This window comes from Paracraurococcus lichenis, assembly GCF_030657435.1.
GTDB lineage: Bacteria > Pseudomonadota > Alphaproteobacteria > Acetobacterales > Acetobacteraceae > Paracraurococcus > Paracraurococcus lichenis.
In genome coordinates, this window is record NZ_JAUTWS010000004.1 from 92,632 (window position 1) to 117,224 (window position 24,593).

Annotated in this window: 23 protein-coding genes; 8 read left to right on the top strand and 15 right to left on the bottom strand. The window is 72.7% G+C overall.

Annotated features, from left to right (window positions below; translation table 11 throughout):
- Nucleotide 1: 1 nt before the first annotated feature.
- The 7 genes from Q7A36_RS05580 to Q7A36_RS05610 form a co-directional block, all read right to left on the bottom strand.
- On the bottom strand, nucleotides 2–1,519 hold the full coding sequence (locus Q7A36_RS05580; protein WP_305102676.1) for a M48 family metalloprotease: 1,518 nt from the start codon (nucleotides 1,517–1,519) through the stop codon (nucleotides 2–4).
- Nucleotides 1,520–1,580: 61 nt separating this feature from the next.
- A complete protein-coding gene (gene cysG / locus Q7A36_RS05585) occupies nucleotides 1,581–2,900 on the bottom strand; it encodes a siroheme synthase CysG (protein WP_305102677.1) in 1,320 nt (439 codons plus the stop codon).
- A gap of 203 nt (nucleotides 2,901–3,103) precedes the next feature.
- Nucleotides 3,104–3,898 carry an ABC transporter ATP-binding protein gene (locus Q7A36_RS05590; protein ID WP_305102678.1) on the bottom strand — a complete coding sequence of 265 codons (795 nt, stop codon included), beginning with the start codon at nucleotides 3,896–3,898 and terminating at the stop codon, nucleotides 3,104–3,106.
- A gap of 14 nt (nucleotides 3,899–3,912) precedes the next feature.
- The gene (gene ntrB, locus Q7A36_RS05595) at nucleotides 3,913–4,776 is read right to left on the bottom strand and encodes a nitrate ABC transporter permease (RefSeq protein WP_305102679.1); all 864 of its coding nucleotides are present in this window, start codon (nucleotides 4,774–4,776) and stop codon (nucleotides 3,913–3,915) included.
- A 1-nt stretch (nucleotide 4,777) separates the two neighbouring features.
- On the bottom strand, nucleotides 4,778–6,049 hold the full coding sequence (locus Q7A36_RS05600; RefSeq protein WP_305102680.1) for a CmpA/NrtA family ABC transporter substrate-binding protein: 1,272 nt from the start codon (nucleotides 6,047–6,049) through the stop codon (nucleotides 4,778–4,780).
- Nucleotides 6,046–7,173 carry a CmpA/NrtA family ABC transporter substrate-binding protein gene (locus Q7A36_RS05605; protein ID WP_305102681.1) on the bottom strand — a complete coding sequence of 376 codons (1,128 nt, stop codon included), beginning with the start codon at nucleotides 7,171–7,173 and terminating at the stop codon, nucleotides 6,046–6,048. The genes Q7A36_RS05600 and Q7A36_RS05605 overlap by 4 nt, the downstream gene beginning before the upstream one ends.
- Before the next feature lie 230 nt (nucleotides 7,174–7,403).
- A complete protein-coding gene (locus tag Q7A36_RS05610) occupies nucleotides 7,404–7,949 on the bottom strand; it encodes an ANTAR domain-containing response regulator (RefSeq protein ID WP_305102682.1) in 546 nt (181 codons plus the stop codon).
- 173 nt (nucleotides 7,950–8,122) lie between these two features.
- On the opposite strand from Q7A36_RS05610, the gene Q7A36_RS05615 reads away from it, so the two are divergent.
- Genes Q7A36_RS05615 through Q7A36_RS05630 form a run of 4 tightly spaced genes read left to right on the top strand, consistent with a single transcriptional unit; the run spans nucleotide 8,123 to nucleotide 12,497 of the window.
- Nucleotides 8,123–9,097: a Bug family tripartite tricarboxylate transporter substrate binding protein gene (locus Q7A36_RS05615; RefSeq protein WP_305102683.1), complete on the top strand. Its 975-nt coding sequence runs from the start codon at nucleotides 8,123–8,125 to the stop codon at nucleotides 9,095–9,097.
- A 51-nt stretch (nucleotides 9,098–9,148) separates the two neighbouring features.
- Nucleotides 9,149–10,402 carry a flavin-dependent oxidoreductase gene (locus Q7A36_RS05620; protein ID WP_305102684.1) on the top strand — a complete coding sequence of 418 codons (1,254 nt, stop codon included), beginning with the start codon at nucleotides 9,149–9,151 and terminating at the stop codon, nucleotides 10,400–10,402.
- A 14-nt stretch (nucleotides 10,403–10,416) separates the two neighbouring features.
- Nucleotides 10,417–11,844, top strand: coding sequence for a M20 family metallopeptidase (locus Q7A36_RS05625; protein ID WP_305102685.1), 1,428 nt, complete (start codon nucleotides 10,417–10,419; stop codon nucleotides 11,842–11,844).
- Complete coding sequence (locus Q7A36_RS05630; protein ID WP_370655634.1) at nucleotides 11,844–12,497, top strand: DapH/DapD/GlmU-related protein; 654 nt, start codon at nucleotides 11,844–11,846, stop codon at nucleotides 12,495–12,497. The genes Q7A36_RS05625 and Q7A36_RS05630 overlap by 1 nt, the downstream gene beginning before the upstream one ends.
- Before the next feature lie 84 nt (nucleotides 12,498–12,581).
- On the opposite strand, the gene Q7A36_RS05635 is transcribed toward Q7A36_RS05630, so the two are convergent.
- The 3 genes from Q7A36_RS05635 to Q7A36_RS05645 are packed head-to-tail and all read right to left on the bottom strand — an operon-like array spanning nucleotide 12,582 to nucleotide 14,989.
- Complete coding sequence (locus tag Q7A36_RS05635; RefSeq protein WP_305102686.1) at nucleotides 12,582–13,307, bottom strand: SOS response-associated peptidase; 726 nt, start codon at nucleotides 13,305–13,307, stop codon at nucleotides 12,582–12,584.
- A 50-nt stretch (nucleotides 13,308–13,357) separates the two neighbouring features.
- Complete coding sequence (locus Q7A36_RS05640; protein ID WP_305102687.1) at nucleotides 13,358–13,945, bottom strand: HD domain-containing protein; 588 nt, start codon at nucleotides 13,943–13,945, stop codon at nucleotides 13,358–13,360.
- Nucleotides 13,946–14,002: 57 nt separating this feature from the next.
- A complete protein-coding gene (locus Q7A36_RS05645; protein ID WP_305102688.1) occupies nucleotides 14,003–14,989 on the bottom strand; it encodes a tripartite tricarboxylate transporter substrate-binding protein in 987 nt (328 codons plus the stop codon).
- 200 nt (nucleotides 14,990–15,189) lie between these two features.
- On the opposite strand from Q7A36_RS05645, the gene Q7A36_RS05650 reads away from it, so the two are divergent.
- A complete protein-coding gene (locus tag Q7A36_RS05650; RefSeq protein ID WP_305102689.1) occupies nucleotides 15,190–16,956 on the top strand; it encodes a flavin-containing monooxygenase in 1,767 nt (588 codons plus the stop codon).
- A gap of 36 nt (nucleotides 16,957–16,992) precedes the next feature.
- Here the strand turns inward: Q7A36_RS05650 and Q7A36_RS05655 are convergent, their stop codons facing one another.
- The 3 genes from Q7A36_RS05655 to phaR are packed head-to-tail and all read right to left on the bottom strand — an operon-like array spanning nucleotide 16,993 to nucleotide 19,093.
- Nucleotides 16,993–17,910, bottom strand: coding sequence for a LytR C-terminal domain-containing protein (locus Q7A36_RS05655; protein WP_305102690.1), 918 nt, complete (start codon nucleotides 17,908–17,910; stop codon nucleotides 16,993–16,995).
- A 13-nt stretch (nucleotides 17,911–17,923) separates the two neighbouring features.
- Complete coding sequence (locus tag Q7A36_RS05660; RefSeq protein WP_456306777.1) at nucleotides 17,924–18,433, bottom strand: helix-turn-helix domain-containing protein; 510 nt, start codon at nucleotides 18,431–18,433, stop codon at nucleotides 17,924–17,926.
- A 57-nt stretch (nucleotides 18,434–18,490) separates the two neighbouring features.
- Complete coding sequence (gene phaR, locus Q7A36_RS05665) at nucleotides 18,491–19,093, bottom strand: polyhydroxyalkanoate synthesis repressor PhaR (protein ID WP_305102692.1); 603 nt, start codon at nucleotides 19,091–19,093, stop codon at nucleotides 18,491–18,493.
- A gap of 171 nt (nucleotides 19,094–19,264) precedes the next feature.
- Between phaR and Q7A36_RS05670 the strand changes: the two genes are divergently transcribed.
- The 3 genes from Q7A36_RS05670 to Q7A36_RS05680 are packed head-to-tail and all read left to right on the top strand — an operon-like array spanning nucleotide 19,265 to nucleotide 21,938.
- Nucleotides 19,265–19,657, top strand: a complete 393-nt coding sequence (locus Q7A36_RS05670; protein ID WP_305102693.1) for a hypothetical protein — start codon at nucleotides 19,265–19,267, stop codon at nucleotides 19,655–19,657.
- Nucleotides 19,581–20,705 (top strand): alpha/beta fold hydrolase, encoded by a 1,125-nt coding sequence (locus Q7A36_RS05675; RefSeq protein WP_305102694.1) that lies wholly within the window; start codon nucleotides 19,581–19,583, stop codon nucleotides 20,703–20,705. Before Q7A36_RS05670 ends, Q7A36_RS05675 begins: the two co-directional genes overlap by 77 nt.
- A 57-nt stretch (nucleotides 20,706–20,762) precedes the next feature.
- Entirely contained in the window at nucleotides 20,763–21,938 is a 1,176-nt protein-coding gene (locus tag Q7A36_RS05680; protein ID WP_305102695.1) for an acetyl-CoA C-acetyltransferase, read from the top strand.
- Nucleotides 21,939–22,041: 103 nt separating this feature from the next.
- Here the strand turns inward: Q7A36_RS05680 and Q7A36_RS05685 are convergent, their stop codons facing one another.
- Both Q7A36_RS05685 and Q7A36_RS05690 read right to left on the bottom strand, forming a co-directional pair.
- Nucleotides 22,042–23,826: a gamma-glutamyltransferase family protein gene (locus Q7A36_RS05685; protein WP_305102696.1), complete on the bottom strand. Its 1,785-nt coding sequence runs from the start codon at nucleotides 23,824–23,826 to the stop codon at nucleotides 22,042–22,044.
- 59 nt (nucleotides 23,827–23,885) lie between these two features.
- Nucleotides 23,886–24,581: a DUF1045 domain-containing protein gene (locus Q7A36_RS05690; RefSeq protein WP_305102697.1), complete on the bottom strand. Its 696-nt coding sequence runs from the start codon at nucleotides 24,579–24,581 to the stop codon at nucleotides 23,886–23,888.
- Between the last annotated feature and the right edge of the window lie 12 nt (nucleotides 24,582–24,593).

The window sequence follows — 24,593 nt, forward strand, 5'->3', positions numbered from 1 at the left end:
TTCAGAGCGACAGGATGAGCGCGGCGAGGCTGGCCCCGCCGGCGAGCGAGAAGAGGGAGGCGCCGACCATCAGCGTCCCGACGCAGAGGACGAGGAGGGCGAGCAGCGGCACCAGCAGGGCGAGCAGGAAGACCAGCAGCCATCGCTTCCAGCCCGGCACCCGCATCAGGCCCTGCCACGTCGCCCGCCAGCCCTGCGGCGGCGCCGCGCCCGCGCCAAGTGCCGAGAGGCGCCAGAGCCGCTTGCCGATCGGCGGCGTGACCGAGGTGACGATGCTCGCCTGCGCCCGGAAGCCGGCCTTCTCCGCCTGCTGCGGCGCATGGAAGAAGCCGAGTTCCTGCGACGCGCCGCCGGGCGGCAGTCCGTCCGCGTCGATCCGCCGCAGCGCGCCCGCCAGCGCCTCCGGATCGCGCAGCAGCCGCACCGCGCCGGCATCGGCGAGGTAGCGCCGCGTCCGCCAGAGCAGGCCGAGCGGCCAGCCGAAGACGAAGAGCGTCCAGAGCCAGACCAGCATCTTCTGCGCCAGCGTGATGAAGGTCCAGGGCAGCAGCGGCATGACCAGCAGCGCGCCGAGGGGCGGCCAGCGCTCGCCGAGGCTCAGGGCGCGTGTCATGCCCTCCAGCGATTCCGGCGCGGTGCAGGCGGCGAGGCCGGCTTTCAGCCGCTCGGCCCGCTCCGGCGGCAGCAGCCCGGCGATGGCCAGCAGCAGGTCCCGCAGCGCCGCCCAGGCGCCGCGGCGGAAGGGCAGGTCGAAGACCAGCACCATGGCGCCGAGCGTGCCGAAGACCGCCTGCACCGAGGCGGCGAGCCGCAGGTCGCCGTCGCCGATGGCGGCGACCAGATGCGCCACCACGCCCTGGGTTTCCCGCCGGTCCAGCCGATCCAGCAGGCCGCGGGTGGCCATGACCGCGGCCTCCCGATGGGAGGCGCCGAAGGCCGCGGCATTGGGCTGCGGCGCGTCCAGCAGCAGCAGCCGCGGCGTGGCCAGCCCGGCGGCGAGCGAGACCTCGGCCAGGATGTTGCCGAGCTGGCGTTCCTCCGGGTCCTGCGGCCGCGGCTCCCGGGCGCCGAGATCGGCGGTCGCGGCGAGGATGGCGCTCCGCCGGTAGGTGCGGGCGAGGGAGGCCCAGACCAGCACCGCCGCCGCCATGCCCGGCAGCAGCAGCGCCGCGCCCGTCGCCATGGTCCCAAGCGCCGCCAGCAGCCCGGCCGGGCCATGCACCGCATCGAGCAGGTCGAGGCCGCGGAACACCTCCCGCAGGTTGCCGGCGACCCAGCCCTCGAGCCCATGCAGGGCCCGCAGCATCGCCCCCGGCGCCAAGCCGAGCCAGGCGAGGGCCTTGAGCGCGAGGGCGAGCAGCAGCAGCAGGAGCGGCCCGGTGATGGTGCTCAGCACCGCGCCGATGCCGGCGGCGAGGGCGAGGCAGAGCAGGCCCCAGAGCCAGGCGCCGCGGCGCCGCCGGGCCTGCTCGGCATGGAAGGTGGTGCGTTCCGCGGCGGCCGCGGCCGTGATCGACATCGTTTCGGACTACACGGGAATCGCGCCCCGTGGCGGGATATGGCGTGGTTTTGACGGCGGCTCAGGCCGCCAGCCGTGCCCCCGCCCAGGCCGGCGCGCCGCGGCCGACCGCCTCGCCCACCAGCAGCAGGGCCGGGCCGGTCTCGACCCAGGCCTGGGCCCGGGCGGCGACCTCCTCCAGCGTCCCGCGCAGCACGCGCTGGCGGGAGGTGCCGCCGCGCTCCACCACCGCGGCCGGGGTCGCGGGGTCGAGGCCCTCGGCCACCAGTCCGTCGCGGATCTGCGGCAACATGGTGATGCCCATGTAGATCGCCAGCGTCTGGCCGGGCCGCACCAGGCCGGAGACGTCCACCCGCCCGTCGCGGCGGTGGCCGGTGACGAAGGTGACGGCGCGCGCGGCCTCCCGGTGCGTCAGGGGGATGCCGGCGCCGGCGGCGCAGGCCAGCGCCGCGGTGACGCCGGGGACGACCTCGCAGGGGATGCCGGCCTCGGCCAGCGCTTCCGCCTCCTCCCCGCCGCGGCCGAAGACCAGCGGGTCGCCGCCCTTGAGGCGCACCACCCGCTTGCCCTCCTTCGCCAGGCGGACCAGCAGGGCGTTGATCTCCTCCTGCCTCATGCAGTGGTTGGCGCGGGCCTTGCCGACGAAGATGCGCTCCGCGTCGCGGCGGGCGAGGTCCAGCACCTCCTCCGTGCCCAGCCGGTCATGCACGATGACATCGGCCTCGCCGAGCAGGCGAAGGGCCCGCAGCGTCAGCAAATCCCCCGCACCCGGGCCGGCGCCGACCAGGTGGACGATGCCGGGCGGCGCCGCATCGGCACCGTCGAGGGCGCGCCGGAAGGCAGCATCGGCCTCGGCCTCCCGGCCGGCCATGGCGAGGTCGGCGGCGGGGCCCGAGAGCGCCGCATCCAGGAAGCGCCGGCGGGCGACGAGGTCGGGCAGGCGGCGGCGGACGGCCGACTTGAAGCGTTCCGCCATGGCGGCGACGCGGCCGAGGCCCATGGGCAGCACCGCCTCGATCCGCTGGCGCACCTGCCGCGCCAGGACCGGCGCGGCGCCACCGGTCGAGATGGCGATCGTCATGGGGTCGCGGTCGATGATCGCCGGCATCAGCGCGGTGCAGAGCTCCGGTTTGTCCACGACGTTGACCGGGAGGCCCCGCGCGCGGCAGGCCGCGGCCAGCGCCTCCAGCTCCGGCTGCGGGGCATCGGCGCCGATGGCGATGGCGCAGCCCTCCAGCAGGTCGGGCGCGAAGGCCTCGGCGAAGCGGATCTCCGCCCCGGCTTGGCGGAGGATGGCCGCCTTCCGCTCCGCCACCTCGCCGGTGCCGAGGACAAGTGCGGTCCGGCCCTTCAGGTCGAGGAAGACGGGGAAATGCAGCATTCACGGGTCTCCGGCTTGAAGGGGATAGATGGCCGGCCGGGGCAGGCATCGCAACACGTGGCCGAGGAAAGGTTGGGGAGGAAAGCATTTCCTCCCCAAACCCCACCTTTGTTTTCTGCGAGTCGGGACCCGACGCGCGGCGAGCGCGGACTCCCAGAAATAGAAGAGGGGCTCGGGGAGAATACCTTCTCCCCGATCTTCCTCTACGCCGCCGCCAGCGCCGGATTGGCATGGCGGTGATGCAGGAATTCCAGCACCGCCGTGCGCGCCGCGACGAAGACCGGGTCGGCCGCCAGCGCCAGCCGGTCGCGCGGCCGCGGGAGGTCCACCTTCAGCACCTCGCCGATGGTGGCATTCGGGCCATTGGTCAGCATGACGATGCGGTCCGAGAGCAGCACGGCCTCGTCCACGTCATGGGTGATCATGACCACCGTCGTGCCGCGGCTGGCATGGATCTCCATGACCTGGTCCTGCAGGTGGGCGCGGGTCAGCGCGTCGAGCGCGCCGAAGGGCTCGTCCAGCAGCAGGACCTTGGGCTTCATCGCCAACGCCCGGGCGATGCCGATGCGCTGCTTCATGCCGCCGGAGATCTCGGCGGGGCGCTTGTCCTTGGCGTGCGACATGTGCACCAGCGCCAGCGTCTCCAGCACCCAGTCGTGCCGCTCGGCCCGGCTCATCTTCCGCCCGACGGTCTGGTCCACCGCCAGCTTGATGTTCTCGTAGCAGGTCAGCCAGGGCAGCAGGCTGTGGTTCTGGAAGACCACGGCGCGGTCGGGGCCGGGGCCGTCGATCTCCTTGCCCTCGAGCACCACGCCGCCGGCGGTCGCCGGCAGCAGGCCGGCAATGACGTTCAGCAGGGTCGACTTGCCGCAGCCGGAATGGCCGATGACGGAGACGTATTCGCCGCGGGCGATCTGCAGGTCCACCTGCCGCAGCACCGGCACGGGGCTGCGGGGGAACTGGATCGAGAGCTGGGAGATGTCGAGATAGCGTTCCATGGTCGGGTTCCCCTTCACGCCGCCGCCGTGCCACGGGTGACGATGCGCCCGGCCAGCGCCACGATCCGGTCGAGCGCGAAGCCGACCAGGCCGACATAGACCAGCGCGACGATGATGTCGGAGAGGTTGGAGCTGTTCCAGGCATCCCAGACGAAGAAGCCGATGCCGACGCCGCCGATCAGCATCTCCGCTGCCACGATCGCCAGCCAGGACAGGCCGATGCCGATGCGGAGCCCGGTGAAGATGTAGGGCGCGGCCGAGGGCAGCACGATCTTCCAGAAATAGGCCGGCCCTCGGAGCCGGATCACGGCGGCGACGTTGCGGTAGTCCTGCGGCACGTTGCGCACGCCGACCGCGGTGTTGATGATCACCGGCCAGACCGAGGTGATGAAGATCACGAAGATGGCGCTGGGCTGCGCCTCGCGGAAGGCGGCGAGCGACAGCGGCAGCCAGGCCAGCGGCGGCACGGTGCGCAGGACCTGGAAGATCGGGTCCAGTCCCCGCATCGCGAAGGCCGAGGTGCCGATCAGCATTCCGGTCAGCACGCCGGCCACGCCGGCGAGCGCGAAGCCGAGCGCCACCCGCTGCAGGCTGGCCGCCAGATGCCAGAACAGCCCCTTGTCCAGCCCGCCGCGGTCGAAGAAGGGATCGGTGATGAGGTCGTAGCTGTCCGCCCAGACCTTGGAGGGCGGCGGCAGGGTCGCGCCCGGGCCGCTGCCGAGATACTCCCAGACCGCCAGGAAGGCCGCCAGGATCATCAGCGGCGGGACGATGTTGGCCAGCACCGGCGCGAGGCGGGAGGGCTTCGGCAGCGCCGCCAGCAGGGGCCGGGACATCTGCGCCGGCGCCGGCGCCGGCTTGGTGGACACGGCGGTCATCTCAGGCTCCGGCGGTCTTCTTGATGGCGAGGGAGGCGAGATAGGCGGCGGGATCCTCGGGATCGAAGACCTTGCCGTCGAAGAAGGTCTCGCGGCCGCGGCTGGTGCCGGAGGGGGTCTCGCCCGGCTTCACCCCGGCGCGCTCGGCCGCCTGCCGCCAGACCTGCTCGCGGTTCACCTGCGCGATCAGCGCCTTGGTATCCGTGCCCTCCGGCAGCACGCCCCAGCGGATGTCCTCGGTCAGGAACCACAGCTCGTGCGACTGGAAGGGGTAGCTCGCATGATCCCGGAAGAACTTCATCAGCAGCGGGCTGCCCTCGACCTTGCGGCCGTCGCCGTAGTCGATGTTGCCGAGGCTGCGCTGCAGGATGTCGGCGACCGGCACGTTGAACCAGGCGCGCTTGCCGATGATGCTGCACATCTCCTGCTTGTTCGCGGGCTCGTCGCACCAGCGGGCGGCCTCGATCACCGCGGCGGTCAGCGCGACGGCGGCATTCGGGTTCTTCTCCACCCAGTCGGCGCGCAGTCCGAGCGACTTCTCCGGATGGTCCTGCCACAGCTCGCCGGTGACGGCGGCGGAGAAGCCGATCTTCTGGTTCACCAACTGGTCGTTCCAGGGCTCGCCGACGCAGAAGGCGTCCATGGTGCCGACCTTCATGTTCGCCACCATCTGCGGCGGCGGCACGACGATGGTCTGCACGTCCTTGTCCGGGTCGATGCCGGCGGCGGCCAGCCAGTAGCGGATCCAGAGGTCGTGGGTGCCGCCGCGGAAGGTCATGGCGACCTTGCTCTCGGCATTCAGCGCCCGCTTGAGGCCGCTCGCATCGATGGTCGGCTTCAGCGCCTTGTGCTTCTCGGCGACCGAGAGCGCCTGACCGTTGGTGTTCAGCCGCGCCGTGATCACCATCGGCACGGGCTGGTTGTTCTGCGTCACCCGGCCTGCGGTCATCAGATAGGGCAGCGGGGTCAGGATATGCGCGCCGTCGATGCCGCCGCGCTCGCCGCCGAGGACCAGGTTGTCGCGCGTCGCGCCCCAGCTCGCCTGCTTCGAGACCTCGACCTCCGGCAGGCCATACTTGGCAAACAGGCCCTTCTCCCTGGCGATGATCAGCGGCGCGCTGTCGGTCAGCGCGATGTAGCCGAGCACCGCCTTCTTCACCTCCGTCGCCGTCGAGCCTTGCGCGAAGGCGCCGCGCGGCGTCGCGGCGCGGGCGGCGGCGAGCAGCGCGGCGCTCGCCGCGATGGCCCTGCGGCGGGTCAAACTCGTCGTCATGCTTGGGTCTCCGGCAGATCGGCTGGGGGTGGGCTGGGCGCGGGCGGTTCGACCTCCCGCAGGCGGGCGGCGGCGGCCCGCCAGATGTCCTGGCGCCAGGGGGCGAGGGCGGTGGCCTCGGCGAGGCCCGCGGGCACATGGCCCCAGCGGCGCATCTGCCGCAGCCACCAGGCGGCCTGCTCGCGCCGCGGCAGCGTCGCCGTGCGGAAGCGGAGCGGCGCCGCCTGCGGCAGGCCTTCGGCCGTGCCGTCGAAGGCGGCGCCGATGGCGGCGGCGGAGAGGCCGGGAAAGGCCCGGCGCTGCAGGATATGCACCGCCTCGGCCTTGTTCTCCGGCTCGTCCAGCCAGCGCGCCGCGGCGATCACGGCGGCGGTGCAGGCGATGGCGCTCTCCGGGTCGCGCAGCGCATAGCCCGCGGCGAAGGCCAGCAGCTTCTCCGGATGGTTCGGCCAGAGATCGCCGGTCGAGAGGGCGATGGTGCCGACGCCGAGTTCCGCCGCATGGCTGCCCCAGGGCTCGCCGGCGCAGAAGCCGTCGATGGCGCCATCGGCGAGCCGTCCGGCGCATTGCGCCGGCGGCACCACGACGAGGCGCAGGTCGCGGTCCGGGTCGAGCCCGGCCGAGGCCAGCCACCAGCGCAGCAGGTAGTTATGCGAGGAATAGGCGTAGACGACGCCGAGCGTCACCGGCCGGCCGGCGGCGGCGCGGCGGCGCGCCGCCGTGGCGAAGGCTGCGGCCGGAAGCGGGCGGGGAAAGCGGCCGATCTCCTCGGCAAGCGCGCGGGAGAGGGTGAGGGTATTGCCGTTGGCGCCGAGCCCGGCGCCGATGGTCACCTGCGCCTTGACCCCGTCCAGCCCGGCGGCGAGGGCGATCGGCAAGGGGCTGAGGAGATGCGCCGCATCCAGCGCGCCATAGGCCAGCTTGTCCCGCACCGCGGCCCAGGCGCCCTCGATGGAGAGGCTGACACGCAGCCCGACCGCATCGAAGAGGCCAAGTTCCTCCGCCACCAGCAGCGGCGCGCCGTCCGTGAGCTGCATGAAGCCGAGACGCAGCGTCCGCAGGGCCGGGCGTCGCGATGCGGGATGGCCGAGCGGCGATTGGGGAGCCACGGTGACGGATGGCACGCGGGCGGACCTCCGGCCTGAAGGGCCAGGTGCGGGCCGCCATTGGACCGCGGGCTATCGCTGCCGAGCCCTGCCGGGCGTGCCGCCCCGGACAGGCCGGCCCACGCCGTTGCGGGCCCGCTCGCTCGCGCAAGAAAGCGGCAATGACCAGGGTGGTCAAGAGATTTGCGCTCTAACTGTGCAATTTTCTTCAGTGATGCGAAATGAAGCAAGAACTTCGTGCTGATTGACTAGTTTTTGGTCAGAACCGAAGCGGCGACTACCCCCAGTTTCTGGCCCTTGTCCATCGCCATCCGGCGGAGGCGCCGATAGGCCTCCGGCTCGGTCAGCTTGTGCTTCTGCATCAGCACGGCCTTCGCACGGTCGACCAGGCGGCGCTCCTCCACCTCCTGCTTCGCCGCCGCCAGTTCCTCCCGCAGCGCCTGGTGGGCACGGAAGCGGCGGATCGCCACCTCGATCACCGGCCGCACGCGGGCCGGCGCCAAGCCTTCCACGATATAGGCGGCGACGCCGGCCTCGAGCGCGGCCTCGATCTGCTCGGGCTCGGCCTTCTCGGCGAAGAGCACGACGGGGCGGGGCTCGTCGCGGTGCAGGGCGCGCATGCCCTCGAGCTCGTCGCGCGAGGGATCGTCCAGGCCGCAGACGATGACGTCCGCCCCGCTGTCGCGCACCGCCCGGGTCAGGTCCGCGGTGCCGGCGACGATCCCCACCACCTGATAGCCGGCCGCGGCCAGCCCGGCCTCGACAGCCGTGGCCCGGTCGCCGTCGCTGTCCACAAGCAAGACTCGCAGTGTCGCCGCCCCCTGAAACCGTCCGGCCAGACTGCGCCCGACCCCTTGCCGGGATGCTGCCGCGCGCGGCCGTGATCGCTGCAAGGCACGGATCGTGCCGCGTTACGGAGGTGGACGGGGTGCCGCCGGCGGCGCAGCATCGCGGCGGAGGAAACGCGATGCCGCAATGCCTTGGTCGCCGCGCTCTGCTGGCCGCGGCGGGTGCATCCGGCCTGTCCCGCCGGGCGCTTGCCCAGCCGGAGGGCTGGCCTGCCCGCCCCGTGCGCATCGTGGTGCCCTTCACCCCCGGCGGCTCGAACGACGCCATCGCCCGGCCGCTGGCGGAGCGGCTGCAGGCGCGCTTCGGCCAGCCCTTCGTCATCGAGAACCGGCCCGGGGCCGGCAGCGCGGTGGGCGTCGCGGCGGTGGCGCAGGGCGCCCCGGACGGCCATACCCTGCTGCTGACCACCTCCTCCATCGCCGCCATCGGGCCGGTGCAGGGCACGGGCTTCGATCCGACGAAGGAGCTGGACGGCGTCGCGCTGCTGGCCAAGGCGCCGCTGATCGTGCTGACGCCGCCCGGCTCGCCCATCGCCTCCATCCGCGACCTGGTGGCCGCCGACCGCGCGAGGCCGGGCACGCTGCACTACGCCAGCAGCGGGCCGGGCAGCACGACCCATATCGCCTCCGAGCTGTTCAACCTCCGGGCCGGCACCCGGCTGCAGCACGTGCCCTACCGGGGCACGGCGGGCGCGCTGACCGACCTCGTCGCCGGGCGGGTGGAGGTGATGTTCACCACCATCGCCAGCGCCGCCGGGCAGATCCGCGGCGGGCTCCTGCGCATCATCGCCTATACCGGCGACGAGCGCCCGGCGGGGACGCCGCCGGCGCCGACGGTGCGCGATGCCGGCATCGGCTACGAGTCGGGGATCTGGTGGGGGCTCTTCGCCCCGCATGGCCTGCCGCCGGGGCTGCGCCGGACGCTGAACGAGGCGGCGAATGGCGCGCTCGCCGAGCCCGGCTTCGCCCGTTTCCTGGAGGGCGAGGGGGCGATGCCGGCGCCGCTGCCGCCCGAGCGGTTCGACGAGTTCCTCGCGGCCGAGGTCCGCTCGATGCGCGAGGTCGTGGCCGCCGCCCGCATCCGGGCGGATTGACGGCCCGCATGGCCCGGCCACCATAAGGGGGCGGGGCATGAGGAGCGGGCGATGTCGGGCATCCTGGTCATCGGCGGCGGGATCGGCGGGCTCGCGCTCGCGCTTTGCCTGCACCGCAACGGCCTGCCCTGCACGGTGCTGGAGGCGGCGGCGGAGATCCGGCCGCTCGGCGTCGGGGTGAATATCCTGCCGCATGCGGCGGCGGAGCTTGCGCGCCTCGGCCTGGAGGCGCCACTGCAACGCCTCTGCGTACAGCCGACCGAGGCGAATTTCTTCAACCGCTTCGGCCAGCACGTCCATGCCGAGCCGCTGGGCCGCGCCGCCGGCTACGACCATCCGCAGATGTCGCTGCATCGCGCCGACCTGCACGGCGTGCTGCTGGCCGCGGCGCGGGAGCGGCTGGGCGAGGGCGCCGTGCTGCTCGACCGCCGCGTGGCGCGGGTGGAGCAGGACGAGGACGGCGTGACGGTGTCCTTCACGCCCGGCCGCAGCGGCGCGGTGCCGCCGCCGCTCCGCGGCAGTGTGGCGATCGGCGCGGACGGCATCCATTCGGCGCTGCGCCGGCAGCTCTATCCGAACGAGGGCGAGCCGAAATACACCGGCTACAACATGTGGCGCGGCGTGACGCGCTGGCCGCCGGTGCTGAACGGCGCTTCCATGACCCGCGTGGGCTGGCTGAAGAACGGCAAGATGGTGCTCTACCCGATCCGCGACCATGCGGACGGGACGCAATTGCTGAACTGGGTCTTCGAGGTCGAGACGGAGACCTACCGCGCCCGGCGCGACTGGAACCGGCCGGGCGATGTCGAGGACTTCATGCCCTGGATCCGCGACTGGGTCTTCGACTGGCTGGACGTGCCGGCGATGGTGCGGGCGAGCGAGGCGGTGCTGGAATTCCCCATGGTGGACCAGGACCCGCTGCCGCGCTGGACCTTCGGCCGCCTGACGCTGCTGGGCGATGCCGCGCATCCCATGGTGCCGCGCGGCTCGAACGGCGCGGGCCAGTCCATCCTGGATGCGCGCTGCCTGGCCGACCTGCTGATGCGGCACGGTGACGACCCGGAGGCGGCGCTGAAGGCCTATGAGGCTGTGCGGCTGCCGGCGACGACGGAGGTCGTGCTGACGAACCGGAAGAACCCGCCGGACGTGATCCTGCGGGAGGTCTTCCTCCGCACCAACGACCGCCCCTTCGCGCGCATCGAGGAGGTGATGTCGAAGGAGGAGATGCTGGCCATCACCGGCGGCTACAAGCGCGTCGCGGGCTACGACCTGGCGACGCTGAAGGCAAAGGCCGGTCCGGCCTGAACGGGGATATCGCAATGCAGAATACCGAGGAGATCTGGCGCCTGGTCGAGGCGAAGCGGGAGCCCTTCCAGGACCTCTCCGACCGCGTCTGGGGCATGCCGGAATTGGCCTATACCGAGCAGCGCTCCTGCGCCGAGCACGCCGCCATGCTGCGCGAGCAGGGCTTCCGGGTGACGGAGAAGGTCGCCGGCATCCCGACCGCGGTCATGGGCGAGGCGGGGGAGGGCGGCCCGGTCATCGCCATCCTCGGCGAGTACGACGCGCTGCCCGGCCTGAGCCAGGAGGCCGGGGTCGCCGAGCCGAAGCCGCTGCCCGGCCCCGGCTTCGGCCATGGCTGCGGCCACAACCTGCTCGGCGCGGCCGCGCTGCTCGCGGCGACCGCGGTGAAGGACTGGCTGGCGGCGAACAACCTGCCGGGACGCGTGCGCTACTACGGCTGCCCGGCCGAGGAAGGCGGCGCCGCCAAAGGCTTCATGGTGCGCGACGGCGCCTTCAAGGACGTCGACATCGCCATTTCCTGGCACCCCGCGGCCTTCTGCGCGGTGAACGAGCCGATCAGCCTCGCCAATACCCGGATCGACTTCAGCTTCACCGGCCGCGCCAGCCATGCCGCGGCCGCCCCGCATCTCGGCCGCAGCGCGCTGGATGCTGTCGAGCTGATGAATGTCGGCGTGAACTACATGCGCGAGCACATGCCGAGCGACGCGCGCATCCACTACGCGTACCTGGATGCCGGCGGCGTCGCGCCGAACGTGGTGCAGCCGACCGCCAAGGTGCGCTACCTCATCCGGGCGCGGGACCTGGTGGAGCTGCGCGCCCTGATCGCGCGGGTGAGGAAGATCGCCGAGGGCGCGGCGCTGATGACCGAGACGAAGGTCGAGGCCAAGGTGGTCTCCGGCGTCTCCAACCTGCTGGGCAATACGCCGCTCGAGCGCGCGATGCAGAACAACCTGGATCGGCTGGGCCCGCCGCCCTTCGACGACCTCGACCGCGCCCGCGCCGCCGAGTTCCAGGCGACGCTGAGCGATGAGGACATCGCCTCCGCCTGGCGGAAGATGGGCCTGCCGGTGCGGAAGGGCGTCAGCCTCTGCGACGTCATCGTGCCGCTGGAGCTGAAGGGCGCGCCCATGGTGGGCAGCACCGATGTGGGCGACGTGTCCTGGGTGGTGCCGACCGTGCAGGCGCGGGGCGCGACCTATGCCATCGGCACGCCCGGCCATTCCTGGCAGCTCACGGCGCAGGGCAAGCTGCCGGCGGCGCACAAGGGCATGGTGCATGTGGCGAAGGTGATGGCCGGCACGGCGGTGGACTGCCTGCTGGACCCCGGCCTGGTCGAGGCGGCGAAGGCCGACCTCGCGGAGCGGACCAGGGACAACCCCTATGAGCCGGTGCTGTCGCCGGAGGTGCAGCCGCCCTTCGACATGTCGAAGACCGCCGCCTGATGCCGGACGCCCCGCGGCCGGCGCCGAAGCTGGCACAGACCTTCATCGACCCCTCGGTCCGGCTGCGGGACGTCCAGGTCGGCCGGTGCTGCGAGGTGCTGGCCGACACCGCCATGGAATATGCGACGCTCGGCGACTACAGCTATCTCGGCCGCGGCTGCACCGTGGCGGATGCGAGCATCGGGAAGTTCTGCGCCATCGCCGCCGATGTGCGGATCGGCCCGCCGGACCACCCGATGGAGCGGCCGGCGCAGCACCGCTTCACCTATTGCCCGGAATACTACGACGCCTCGGCCGAGCGGGACCATGCGTTCTTCCGCCGCCGCCGCGCGGCCCGCGTGACCATCGGCCATGACGTCTGGATCGGCCATGGCGTGACGGTGCTGGCCGGCGTCACGGTGGGCAGCGGCGCGGTGCTGGCGGCGGGTGCCGTCGTCTCCCGCGACGTCGCGCCCTATGCGGTGGTGGGCGGCGTGCCGGCCCGGCCGATCCGCGATCGCTTCCCGCCGGAGATCGCGGCACGGCTGCTGCGCATCGCCTGGTGGGACTGGCCCTTCGAGGCGATCATGGAACGGCTGGCCGAGTTCCAGTCGGACGACGTCGCCGCCTTCTGCGACCGCTGGGACCCGGCGCCTGGAGCATTCTCACACTGACCGTGCAGCGTGAGAATGCTCCAGGCTTTTGATGTGCAGAGCAGATTCACGCCTCCGAGCGCTGCCACTCTGCGGCGATCTGCTCTAGTCGCTGAAGTCGGGCGGCCTGTCGTCCAGCCCCGGCGGCACCACCGCCAGCGGGTCGCGTTCGATCAGGGCGCCGTCGTTTTCCGCCACCTTGTTCACCCGCGGGCTGACCGGCCAGGCCGCGACCATGTCCGGCGGGCAGGGGCGGAGCAGGCCGAGCAGGTCCTCCTCCTCGGCCGGGTCCTCGCCCAGCCAGCGGCCCCAGGCCTCCCGCGGCAGGATCACCGGCATGCGGTGGTGCATGGCGGCCAGCTTGTCGTTGGCCTCCGTCGTCACGATGGTGCAGGTGCGGAGGATGCTGCCGTCCGGCGCCCGCCAGCCCTCCCAGAGCCCGGCCAGGGCCATGGGCGCGCCATCCGCCAGCGCCACGGCGAAGGGCTGCTTCGACCGGCCCTCCACCTTCCACTCGTAGAAGCCGTCGGCGGTGACGATGCAGCGGCGCTTGCGGAAGGCCTCCCGGAAAGCCGGCTTCTCCGCGATGCTCTCCGAGCGCGCATTGATCATCTTCGCCGCGCCGGAGAGGTCCTTGGCCCAGCGCGGCACCAGGCCCCAGCGCAGCGGGTCGAGGTGCCTGAGCCCCGTCTCCGGATGCCGTCGCACCACCAGGGCGTCCTGGGTCGGCGCGCGGTTCCAGCTCGCCGCGAAATTGGGCAGCGGATTCACCGTCTCGAAGTAGCGGGCGACCGAGGCCGGTCCCCGCTGCTGGAAATAGCGTCCGCACATGCCGACATGATGGGGATGGTCGGGGCCGGTGTCGATCCAGCCCGATCGGCTCAGCGCCTGCGGAGATAGAGCGGCGTCTCCCCCATCGCGCGGAAGGCGTGGTCGGCCGCGAAGAGGTCGGCATAGTGCAGCACATGCGCCTCCAGATTCCGGCCATGGAAGGGAGCATTGGTCGCGTGGGTTGCCACGGTGCTGACGATGGCATGGGCGAAGCCCAGCTCCTTCAGCATCATGGCACCGATCACGCCGTGCGGCAGCTCGTGGTACAGGTCGGTATGGACGGCGCCCGCGCCCTGCCGCCGATAGAGCAGCGGCTTGTCCAGGTCATGCAGGATCAGGATGGGCACCAGCACCTCCGGATCGAGCTCCGTCCCCCAATCCGCCGCGGCACGCTTGCCGAGATCGACGCCCGCGCGCGTCACCTCGTTCACGTGCTGCATCAGCGGGAAGACGTTGCCGCCGGGAGAGAAGGGCATGTCCTCCAGCCGTTCATGGCTGGAGGAGGCCCAGGAACTGACCCAGGCGGTCACGATCCGCTCCTGCAACTCCGCGGTGACGAGGTCGAGGCCGAAGAGCCAGTCGCGCACCGCCTGGCGCCGCCAGTTGCTGCCGCGGTCGATGGTATAGGCCTGGGTCATGCATCGAACCCCTTCATGCGGCGATCGGATCCGGACCGCTGCGGTCATCGGCTGACGTCAGTCGATCCGGATATCCGCCTTGCGCACCATGTCGGCGAAGAAGGCGATCTGCTGCTCGCGGAAGGCGGCGAATTCCTCGATGTCGTTGGCCCGCACCAGCGCCCCCAGGCCCTGCAGCTTGGCCACCACGGCCGGGTCGCGGATCACCGCATTCAGCTCCGTATTGAGCTGCTGCAGGATCTCCGGCGGCGTGCCAGCCGGGGCGAAGATGCCGTTCCACTCCCAGGTCTCGAAGCCCGGCAGGAATTCCGCCATGGCCGGGACGCCCGGCAGCGCCTCGAGCGGCTGCGGCCCGCAATGCGCCATGCAGACCGCCTGGTTCGCCTGCGTGAGCGGCAGCGTGCTGGGCACGTTGCTGAACTGCAGCGGCACCCGCCCCGTCGTCAGGTCGTTCCTGGAGGCCGCGATCTCCCGGTAGACGATGTGATTGATCCGCACGCCGGCCAGCATGTTGAAGAGTTCGAGCGAGACGTGCTGCACCGTGCCGATGCCGGTCGAGGAGCAGTCGAGCCTGCCGGGGTTCCGCTTCGCCAGGGCGATCAGCTCCGGCACCGTCCGCGCCTCGAAGCCTGGCCAGCGCATCAGCGTGTTCGGTGTCTGCATGGCCAGGAAGACCGGCAGCAGGTCCCGCCGCGTGTCGTAGGGCAGGCGGCTGCCGAAGAGCGACGGGTTCACCGAATGCGCCGTCGCGTCGTAGAGCAGGGTATAGCCGTCGGCAGGCGCCCGCGCGACCGCCTGGGCCGCGATGGTGCCGGCCGCGCCCGGCCGGTTCTCCACCACGAAGCCCTGGCCCATCCGGTCGGCCAGCGCGCCGAACAGGATGCGGCAGACGACATCGGCGGTGCCGCCGGGGCTATAGGCGTTCACCACGCGGACCGAACGATTGGGGTAGCGGCCCTCCGCCCGCGGCAGCCCGGGCGCGGCGAGCCCCGCCCCGGCCAGGGCGAGCAGGGTGCGGCGGCGCGGCCGCGGCGGCATGGTCATGCGGGCCTCCTCCCTCGGCCGGCCGTGCCGCCGGCGCATCGTCGCCAGTCTGGGCGCCCGGCGGGAGCGTCGCAAGCGCCCGGCGCGGCGCCAGTGGCCCTCCCATGTGCGGGACGCGGCTTGCCCTGCCCCGAGGCGCCGGCCAGTCTTGCCGCCCAAAGCAAGCACGCAGGCGGCGCTGCCGCCCGGGAGAAACGGTCATGAATGTCCTGGCCCCGAAGACCCTGCCGCCGGAGGCCATCGCGGCGGAATGGCTCGCCGCCTGCGCCGGGGCGCTGGAGCGGCGGGACGAGGCGGCCATCGCCGCGCTCTTCCTGCCCGAGGGGCACTGGCGCGACCTGCTGGCCTTCACCTGGCAGGTGGAGACGGTCAACGGCGCGGCGGCGATCGCCGCGCGGCTCTGCGGCAGGCTCGCCACGGTGCGGCCGACCGCGCTGCGCCTCGCCCCGCATCGCACGGCGCCGCGCCGCGTCACGCGCGCCGGGGAGGAGGTGGTGGAAGCTTTCCTCGCCTTCGAGACCGAGTTCGGCAGCGCCGAGGGCGTCCTGCGCCTCGGCGCCTCGGAAGGCGGGCCCGGCGGCCACCGCGCCTGGATCCTGCTGACCGCGCTGCAGGAGATCCGCGGCCATGGCGACATCACCCATCGCCAGCGCGCGACCGAGAAGGACTATTCCCGCGACTTCGGCGGCGCGAACTGGGCCGACAAGCGCGCCGCCGCGCGGGCCTATGCCGACCACGACCCCGCGGCCATCGTCGTCGGCTGCGGCCAGGCGGGCCTCGGCATCGCGGCGCGGCTGACCGCGCTCGGCATCGACACGCTGGTGATCGACCGGGAGGAGCGGGTCGGCGACAATTGGCGCCGGCGCTACCATTCGCTCACGCTGCACAACGAGGTGCATGTCAACCACCTGCCCTACATGCCCTTCCCGCCGACCTGGCCGGTCTTCATCCCGAAGGACATGCTGGCCAACTGGTTCGAGGCCTATGTCGATGCGCTCGAGCTGAACGTCTGGACCTCGACGGAACTGCGAAGCGGCGGCTGGGACGAGGCGGCGCGGCGCTGGGAGGTGACGCTGCGCCGCGCCGACGGGACCGAGCGCGTGATGCGCCCGCGCCACCTGGTCTTCGCCACGGGCGTCAGCGGCATCCCGGTCATGCCCCGCCTGCCGGGGCAGGAGGCGTTCCGCGGCACGCTGATGCATTCCGGCGCCTATACCAATGGCGCGGCCTGGAAGGGCAGGCACGCCGTCGTGCTCGGCACCGGCAACAGCGGCCATGACGTGGCGCAGGACCTGCACGCCTCCGGCGCGCATGTGACGATGGTGCAGCGCAGCCCGACCCATATCGTCAGCGTGCAGGAGGCGCAGCGGGTCTATTCGATCTATGCCGAGGGCATGCCGACCGACGACTGCGACCTGCTGGCCACCGCCATGCCCTTCCCGGTGCTGCGGCGCGCCTACCAGCAGGCCACCGCGCTGTCGAAGGAGATCGACCGCCCGCTGCTCGAGCGCCTGGAGCGGCGCGGCTTCAGGCTGAGCGACGGGATCGATGGCTGCGGCTTCCAGATGCTCTACCTGCAGCGCGGCGGCGGCTATTACTTCAACGTCGGCTGCTCCGACCTCGTCGCCGAGGGCGTCATCGACCTCCTGCAGCACGACCGGGTCGAGCGCCTGGTGCCGGAGGGCCTGCGCCTCAAGGATGGCAGCCTGGTGCCCGCAGACCTGATCGTCGCCGCCACCGGCTACGAGAACCAGCAGGAGGTCGTGCGCCGCGCCCTCGGCGACGCCATCGCCGACCGCATCGGCCCGGTCTGGGGCTTCGATGCGGGCGGCGAGTTGCGCAACATGTGGCGCCCGACCGCGCAGCCCGGCCTCTGGTTCACCGCCGGCAGCCTGGCGCAGTGCCGGATCTACTCGCATTACCTGGCGCTGCAGATCAAGGCGCGGGAGGTCGGGCTGCTCGCCTGAGGTCCGGGGGCGCGGATCCGCTGCGGCGAAGGGTGCTCAGCGGTCCGGCACCCAGACCTCCAGGGTGCCGGGGTTGGGGGAGGGCTCGTAGCCGCGGAAGTCCTGGATCGCCCAGCCGCGGCCGAGCCGCCCGGCCAGCCGCGCCGCCGCCGGCGCGTCCTCGGCATAGAAGTAGCGCACCACCCGCTGCGACGGGACGGCGGGGGCGGCGCGGACCTCCGGCACGTCGAACCCGCCGTCGCGCAGCGCGCCGGTGACCGAGGCCGCCGCCTCGGCCGCCGTCGGCGAGCCGGCACGGTGGTGCACGTAGACGCGCGGCGCCCCGCCGGCCGGAGCCGGGACTACGGCGTCGTTGCGCGGCGGCCTTGCCGGCGGCACCAAGGCCTGCGCCACCGGCGGCAGAGTGGCCGCATCGCGCCGGGCCGCAGCCGCGGCCGACGCCTGCGCCGCCTCGCGCTCTCGCTGGCTGGCCGCGATGTCCCGCTGCAGCGCCGCGAGTTGCGCCTCCGCCGCGGCCCGGGCGCGCGCCAGCGTCTCCTGTCGTGCCTGCTCCTCCGCCTCGGCCGTCGCGCGGGCACGGGCGAGCGCGTCCAGCCGCGCCCGCTCCTGGTCAAGGGTCCGGCGCAGCGCGGCGAGTTGCGCATTCAGGGCCGCGAGGTCGGCCGCGGCCGGACTCGCCGGCGCGGCCGGGGTGGCATTCGGCATGGCGGTCGGGGCCGTGGCCGGGGGCGGCGGCACCGGCTCGGCGGGCGATGGGGCAGCCGCAACCGGCGCGGCACGCTCGGGTGCCGGCGGCGGCCGCAATTGCAGCCCCACTACCACGCCGCCGAGCGCACCGGCGAGCGTCAGCACCGCCGCGATCAGGACGGGGCGAAGCGACCGCCGCGGTGGACGAAGCAGGGGCGGCGCGGGACGACGGGTGGACAGTTCTGGCCAGCGAGTGGGCCGGGCCACGCCCGGCCTCCGCTCAATGGGTCTCGCCGGCCTCGGGCTCGACGGCAATCGTGCCCTGGGCCGCCTGGCTCTGCGCCGCGAGCGCCCGCGCCATCTGGCTCAGCGCCTCCTGGTGCTTCTCGTTGTCGATCATGGCGAAGTTGCGCGCGAGCTCGAGACACATGCGCTGCCGCGGGGAGATCTCATGCTGCTCGCTCTCGGCCGAGAGCCCCTCGAAGAACCAGGAGACGCCGACGCCGAGCACCTGCGCGATCTCGAACAGGCGGCCGGCGGAGATCCGGTTCAGCCCGCGCTCGTACTTGTGCGCCTGCTGGTAGGTGACCCCGATCATGCGGGCGAGTTGCTGCTGCGACAGCCCCATCATCACCCGACGCTCTCGAATCCGGGAACCCACATGGCGATCGGCCGCATTCGCCCGCTGCCCGGGCTTTACGCCATCGCCCCGCCGCGTCTCGCTTTGCGTTGTCGTCACCATCCTGTTCGCCCCCGTTGAGGAATCTCGCCCAACGGAATGCCGCGTCATGGATGGCGTTCCACCCCGGCGCGTGACGAACGCGTGATGGAAGCGCGAGCTTGCAACTCACGCTTCGCGCGAGGAACCCTTGTCGGTTCGTTGCGCCTCGGCGAGTTGCCGGCGGAGCGACTCCACCTCGGCCTTCAACTGATCCACGGTCTGCGCCGGCTCGGTCGGGCGGAAAGGCGCGAAGAGGCTCATCGCGCGTTCCAGCATCGCCATGTTCTGCTTGCTCATCTCCTCGAAGCCCGGAAGGGCGCCGAAAGGATTGAAGCCGCCCATGGCCTGCTCCATGGAGCGGCGCATCTGCTCCTGCTGGCGGGCGAAGCCGGCCATGGCGTGCTCGAGGTAGCGCGGCAGGACGCTCTGCAGGCTGTCGCCGTAGAAGCCGATGAGGTGGCGCAGGAAGCTCTCGGGCAGCAGGTTGCGGCCCTTCGCCTCTTCCTCGACGATGATCTGGGTGAGCACCGAACGCGTGATGTCCTCGCCCGACTTGGCGTCGAAGACGACGAAGTCGCGGCCCTGGCGCACCATGGCGGCGAGGTCTTCGAGCGTCACGTAGCTGGAGGATTCGGTATTATAGAGGCGGCGATTGGCGTACTTCTTTACCACCACCGGTTGCGCCGGGGGCTCGGGCGCGGCGTCGGCGCGGGCGGCGTTCTCGGCCATGATGGCTCGGTTCCTTCCTTGGGCGGCGCGGGGCGCCGGCGATCATCGTCGGGCAAGACTAGCACGCCCCCGATCGTGTTGCGTTAGCGGGAATTCCGCACCGCACCAAGGCCCTTGCGGCAGCGCCGGCCGCCGGACAGGGTTCGCGGCGGAGGCGAACAGGAGTATCCGGTGACCGCGTCCAAGGATGGTGCATGCAACCTCGACCTCGACCAGTTGGCGGAAGCCTGGATCGCGCTCTGGCAGGCGGAACTCGCCGCCCTGGCCGCGGACCCGGATGTCGCGGCCGCCTGGCAGCAGGCCCTGGGGCTCGGGGCCGCCTGGCTGCGGGCGGCACGCACTGCGCCGGGCCAGCCGGATGACGGCGGCCGCCCCGCGCCGGGGGCCGCGGCCCCTGGCGCTGCACCTGGGCTTTTCGCTGGCGACCCGCTGGGCGGCACGGATGCCGCCGCCCTCCTTGCCCGGATCGACGCCCTGGAGCGGCGCCTTGCCGCGCTCGAGCGCGGGGCAGAACCAGGCGGCGCGCCTCGCCGAAGCCCTCGCCGCAAGCGGCCACCCGCCTGAGGCCTTCGCCGCCGCGGTGGAGCGCGCGCTGCTGCGGCAGGAGGCGGCGCTGGTCGAGGGCATCCTGGCCTATCGCCGCCACCCCTTCCGGCGCGACCTGCCCGACCCGCCGGCGATCTGGTCCGAGGGGACGAGCCGGCTGCTCGATTTCGGGGAGGGGCGCGGCGGGCCGGCGCTGCTGGTCGTGCCCTCCCTCGTGAACCGCGCGCAGGTGCTGGACCTGCTGCCCGGCGGCTCCATGCTGCGCTGGCTGACCGGGCAGGGGCTGCGGCCGCTGCTGCTGGACTGGGGGGCGCCCGCGGGGCCGGAGCGCGGCTTCACCCTGACCGACTACGTCGCCGGGCGGCTCGACCGCGCGCTCGCGGCGGCGCGGCAGGCGGCGGGCGGGCCGGTGGTGCTGCTCGGCTACTGCATGGGCGGCATGCTCGGCCTTGCCCTCGCGCAGCGCCGGGCGGTCTGGCTGCGCGGCCTCGCCCTGCTGGCGACACCCTGGGACTTCTGGGCGGAGGATCCGGCCCGCGCACGCGCGCTGGCGGCGACGCTGCCGCTTTGGGAGGGGATGCTGGACGCCACCGGCGCGCTGCCGGTTGACGTCATCCAGGCGCTCTTCGCCGCCCAGGATCCCGTCGGCATCGGCGAGAAGTACCGCGCCTTCCGCCGCCTGCCGCCGGACGGCCTGCGGGCGCGCCGCTTCGTCGCGCTCGAGGACTGGCTGAACGACGGCGTCGCGCTGGCGGCGCCGGTCGCGCGCGAATGCCTCGGCCAGTGGTACGGCGCCAATGCGCCGGCGCGCGGCGCCTGGCGCATCGCCGGCGAGGTGGTCGAGCCGCGCGCCGTCGCGGTGCCGGGCTTCCTGGCGATCCCGTCGCGCGACCGCATCGTGCCGCCGGCCTCGGCGCTTGCGCTGGCGGACCATATGCCGGATGCCCTTGTCCACCACGCCGCGGCCGGCCATGTCGGCATGGTCGCTGGGGGCCAGGCGGAGACCCATCTCTGGCGCCCCCTCCTGACCTGGATCAAGGCGCTGCCCGCGCCCCCGGGCTTGTAGGGCGTCGGGGCGCCGGTCCACACTGCGCCGCAACACGATAGGGTGGGAGAACCAGTCTTGACCGAAATCGTCATCGCTTCGGCGGCCCGCACGCCCGTGGGCAGCTTCAACGGCGCCTTCGCCACCCTGTCGGCGCATGCGCTCGGCACCGTCGCCATCCAGGCCGCGCTCCAGCGCGCCGGCGTGAAGCCGGAGGAGGTGGACGAGGTCATCCTCGGCCAGGTGCTGCCCGCCGGCGCCGGCCAGAACCCGGCCCGCCAGGCCGCCGTGGCCGCCGGCATCCCGGTGGAGCGCACCGCCTTCGGCATCAACCAGCTCTGCGGCTCGGGCCTGCGGACCGTCGCGCTCGCCGCGCAGCAGATCGCCTGCGGCGATGCCGCGATCGTCGTCGCCGGCGGCATGGAGAGCATGACCCAGGCGCCGCACGCCGCCCAGCTCCGCGCCGGGCAGAAGATGGGCGACCTCGCCATGGTCGACACCATGATCAAGGACGGCCTCTGGGACGCCTTCCACGGCTACCACATGGGCACGACCGCCGAGAACGTCGCGGAGAAGTACCAGATCACCCGCGAGCAGCAGGACGAGTTCGCCGCCGCCAGCCAGCGCAAGGCGGGCGAGGCGATGAAGGCCGGCCGCTTCAAGGACGAGATCGCGCCGGTGACGGTGAAGGGCCGCAAGGGCGACATCGTCGTCGAGAACGACGAGTACCCGAAGCCCGAGACGAACTACGAGGTGCTGCAGAAACTCCGCCCGGCCTTCAGCAAGACCGGCACCGTCACCGCCGGCAATGCCAGCGGCATCAATGACGGCGCGGCGGTCGCGGTGGTGATGTCGGCCGAGGAGGCCCGCAAGCGCGGCGTGACGCCGCTGGCGAGGATCGTCTCCTGGGCGACCGCGGGCGTCGATCCCTCCATCATGGGCACCGGCCCGATCCCGGCCAGCCGCAAGGCGCTGCAGAAGGCCGGCTGGTCGATCGACACGCTCGACCTGGTCGAGGCCAACGAGGCCTTCGCGGCGCAGGCCTGCGCGGTGAACAAGGACCTCGGCTGGGATCCGTCCAAGGTGAACGTGAACGGCGGCGCCATCGCCCTCGGCCATCCCATCGGCGCCTCGGGGGCGCGGGTGCTGAACACCCTGCTGTTCGAGATGCAGCGCCGCGGCGCCAAGCGCGGCCTGGCGACGCTGTGCATCGGCGGCGGCATGGGCGTCGCCATGTGCGTCGAGAGCGTCTGAATCGGCTCGCCCAACACACACAGTGACCGGGGAGGGCGCTGCCCTCCCCGGGCCCCACCCGCCAAGGGCTTAAGGCCCTTGGATCCCGGGAGTTTGGTGGGCGTCAGCGGCCGACGGCGTAGCCCTGCATGCCGCGGGGGTTGGCGCCCGCGAAGATCTGGCCGTCGGGCTCCAGGCGTGCGCCGGTGAGGCGCCCCTCGCTCCACTCGCCGCCCATCTCGGCCGCATGGCCGCGGGCCTGCAGGTCCTTCAGCACCTCCGGCGCGTAGCGGCCCTCGATCACCACCTTCCCCGGGCGGGCGCCGCGCGGCCAGAAGCTGCTGATCCAGTGCTCGCTGTGGAAGCTCGGCAGGTCGATCGCCTGCTGGATGCCGAAGCGGTGGTCGACCATGCGCATCAGCATGATGGCCTGCCACTGGTCCTGCTGCTCGCCGCCCGGGGTGCCGAAGCTCATCCAGGGCTTGCCGTCGCGCAGGACCATGGATGGCGAGAGCGTGGTGCGCGGCCGCTTGCCCGGCTTGAGGCCGTTCGGCAGCGTCTCATCCAGCCAGAACATCTGGCAGCGGCTGCCGAGGCAGAAGCCGAGCCCCGGGATGGCCGGCGAGGATTGCAGCCAGCCGGCCGAGGGCGTTGCCGAGACCATGTTGCCCCAGCGGTCGATCACGTCGATATGGCAGGTATCGCCGCCCGAGGCGCCGAGGCGCGAGACCGTCGGCTCGCCGGTGCCGGCCGCCGCCGCCATCTCCCGCGCGCGACGCAGCGCGGCGGCATAGTCGGTGCGCGGCGCACGGCCTTCGGGCGAGCCCGGCCGCCAGTCGTTGTTCGCCGCCTTGCCGATCAGCGTCCGCCGCTCCGCCGTGTAGTCCGGCGAGAGCAGCGTCCGCAGCGGCACGTCGACGAAGTCCGGGTCGCCGTACCAGGCCTCGCGGTCGGCATAGGAGAGCTTCATCGCCTCCACCACCGTGTGCACGAACTCGGCGCCGACCGGGTCCATCGCCCCGATGTCGAAGCCTTCCAGCAGCGCGAGCGTCTGCAGCATGGTCGGGCCCTGGCTCCAGGGGCCGCATTTCAGCACCGTGTGGCCGCGATAGTCCTGCGCGACCGGCGCCTCCACGCCCGCGCGCCAGCCCGCCATGTCGTCGGCCGTCAGCAGCGCGGCATGGCGGCGGCCGGAGGTGTCGAGCGCCTCGAAGCTGCGGCCGAAGCGGTCGATCGCCTCGGCGACGAAGCCGCCATACCAGGCGTTCCGCGCTGCCTCGATCTGCGCCTCCCGGCTGCCGCCCGCCGCCTCGGCCTCCCGCACCACGCGGGCATAGGTCTCGGCCAGCTCCGGATTGGTGTAGAGCTGACCCGGCTTGGGCCCGCCCTCGCGCAGCCAGAGCGCGGCGGAGGTCGGCCAGGCCGTCTCGAAGAGCGGCCGCACCGTCTCGAGCGTCGCGCAGATCCGCGGCACCACATGCGCCCCGCGCGCGGCATAGCCGATGGCGTAGTCCAGCACGTCCCGCACCGACCAGGTGCCGTGGTCGCGCAGCATCAGCATCCAGGCATCGAAGGCGCCGGGGATGGGCGCGCAGAGGAAGCCGGTGCCGGGCACGATGTCGAGCCCGAGCGACTGCATCTTCGCCACCGTCATCGCTTGCGGCGCTGGCCCCTGGCCGCAGATCACCTGCTGCGTGCCGAGCCGGGCGCTGTGCAGGATGATCGGGCAATCGCCGCCCGGCCCGTTCAGGTGCGGCTCGACGATCTGCAGCGTGAAGCCGGCCGCGGCCGCGGCGTCGAAGGCATTCCCGCCCCGCTCCAGCACCGCCATCCCGACCTGGGAGGCGATCCAGTGGGTGGAGGCGACGGCCCCGAAGGTGCCGGCGATCTCGGGGCGGGTGGTGAACATGCTCTCGGCTCCCTGGACGCGTCCGCGGATGGCGATAGGGGCAGCCCGGCGCCGATCGGTCAACCGCGCAGCGGCAACCGTTCCGCGATGAGGAAGGGGGCGCCCGGCGCCGAATGGGTGAAGAGGCTGATGGCGGCGACGCGCCGCGGGCGCGCCGGCGCCTCGCCGAGGAAGTCGGTCACCGCCGGCAGCACGGTGGCCTTCTCCCCGGGCGTCAGCCGCCGCGTCAGCGTGACGTGGAAGCGCCATTCCTCGAAGACATAAGGGTAGCCCCAGCGTGCCAGCAGCGCCTCCTGCCGCGGGCTGAGGCCGGACTTGCGGCGGCGGGCCAGTTCGGCCTCGGAGGGCGGGGCGCGGCAGGCATCCAGCGCCTCCACGCAGGCATCGGCCAGCGCCTGCAGGGCGGGGCAGGGCGCCGTCTCGCGCAGCGCCAGGAAGCCGTGCAGGTCCTGCACCGAGAGCGGCGGCAGGTCGAAGGGCGCGATGCGCGCCGCCAGCGCCTCCGCGGCCCGCATGGCCTCGGCCCAGGAGAGGCCGAGGCGGAAGGGCGGCTTCAGCGTCGCATGCAGCCCGTAGCCGCGCGGGTCGGCGGTGAGCGCGGCGATGTCGAGGCCGGGCAGCGAGGGCTGCGGCAGCGTCGCGCCCGTCTCCGCATCGCGCCCGAGCCAGGCCGAGCCCAGGGCGTGCAGCGGGTCGTCGACCTCCGGCGCCCAGTAGAGCGCGAGCCGTGCCCCGGGCTGCGGCGCGCCGATCACGACAGGTGACCC

Excerpts from the sequence above, each read along its gene's own strand:
- Q7A36_RS05640 (WP_305102687.1), bottom strand. The coding sequence starts at position 13,945 with ATGACCCAGGCCTATACCATCGACCGCGGCAGCAACTGGCGGCGCCAG.
- cysG (WP_305102677.1), bottom strand. The coding sequence starts at position 2,900 with ATGCTGCATTTCCCCGTCTTCCTCGACCTGAAGGGCCGGACCGCACTT.
- Q7A36_RS05645 (WP_305102688.1), bottom strand. The coding sequence starts at position 14,989 with ATGACCATGCCGCCGCGGCCGCGCCGCCGCACCCTGCTCGCCCTGGCC.
- Q7A36_RS05625 (WP_305102685.1), top strand. The coding sequence starts at position 10,417 with ATGCAGAATACCGAGGAGATCTGGCGCCTGGTCGAGGCGAAGCGGGAG.
- Q7A36_RS05615 (WP_305102683.1), top strand. The coding sequence starts at position 8,123 with ATGCCGCAATGCCTTGGTCGCCGCGCTCTGCTGGCCGCGGCGGGTGCA.
- Q7A36_RS05685 (WP_305102696.1), bottom strand. The coding sequence starts at position 23,826 with ATGTTCACCACCCGCCCCGAGATCGCCGGCACCTTCGGGGCCGTCGCC.
- Q7A36_RS05580 (WP_305102676.1), bottom strand. The coding sequence starts at position 1,519 with ATGTCGATCACGGCCGCGGCCGCCGCGGAACGCACCACCTTCCATGCC.
- Q7A36_RS05650 (WP_305102689.1), top strand. The coding sequence starts at position 15,190 with ATGAATGTCCTGGCCCCGAAGACCCTGCCGCCGGAGGCCATCGCGGCG.
- Q7A36_RS05660 (WP_456306777.1), bottom strand. The coding sequence starts at position 18,433 with ATGACGCGGCATTCCGTTGGGCGAGATTCCTCAACGGGGGCGAACAGG.
- Q7A36_RS05635 (WP_305102686.1), bottom strand. The coding sequence starts at position 13,307 with ATGTGCGGACGCTATTTCCAGCAGCGGGGACCGGCCTCGGTCGCCCGC.
- Q7A36_RS05620 (WP_305102684.1), top strand. The coding sequence starts at position 9,149 with ATGTCGGGCATCCTGGTCATCGGCGGCGGGATCGGCGGGCTCGCGCTC.
- Q7A36_RS05630 (WP_370655634.1), top strand. The coding sequence starts at position 11,844 with ATGCCGGACGCCCCGCGGCCGGCGCCGAAGCTGGCACAGACCTTCATC.
- Q7A36_RS05590 (WP_305102678.1), bottom strand. The coding sequence starts at position 3,898 with ATGGAACGCTATCTCGACATCTCCCAGCTCTCGATCCAGTTCCCCCGC.
- ntrB (WP_305102679.1), bottom strand. The coding sequence starts at position 4,776 with ATGACCGCCGTGTCCACCAAGCCGGCGCCGGCGCCGGCGCAGATGTCC.
- phaR (WP_305102692.1), bottom strand. The coding sequence starts at position 19,093 with ATGGCCGAGAACGCCGCCCGCGCCGACGCCGCGCCCGAGCCCCCGGCG.
- Q7A36_RS05600 (WP_305102680.1), bottom strand. The coding sequence starts at position 6,049 with ATGACGACGAGTTTGACCCGCCGCAGGGCCATCGCGGCGAGCGCCGCG.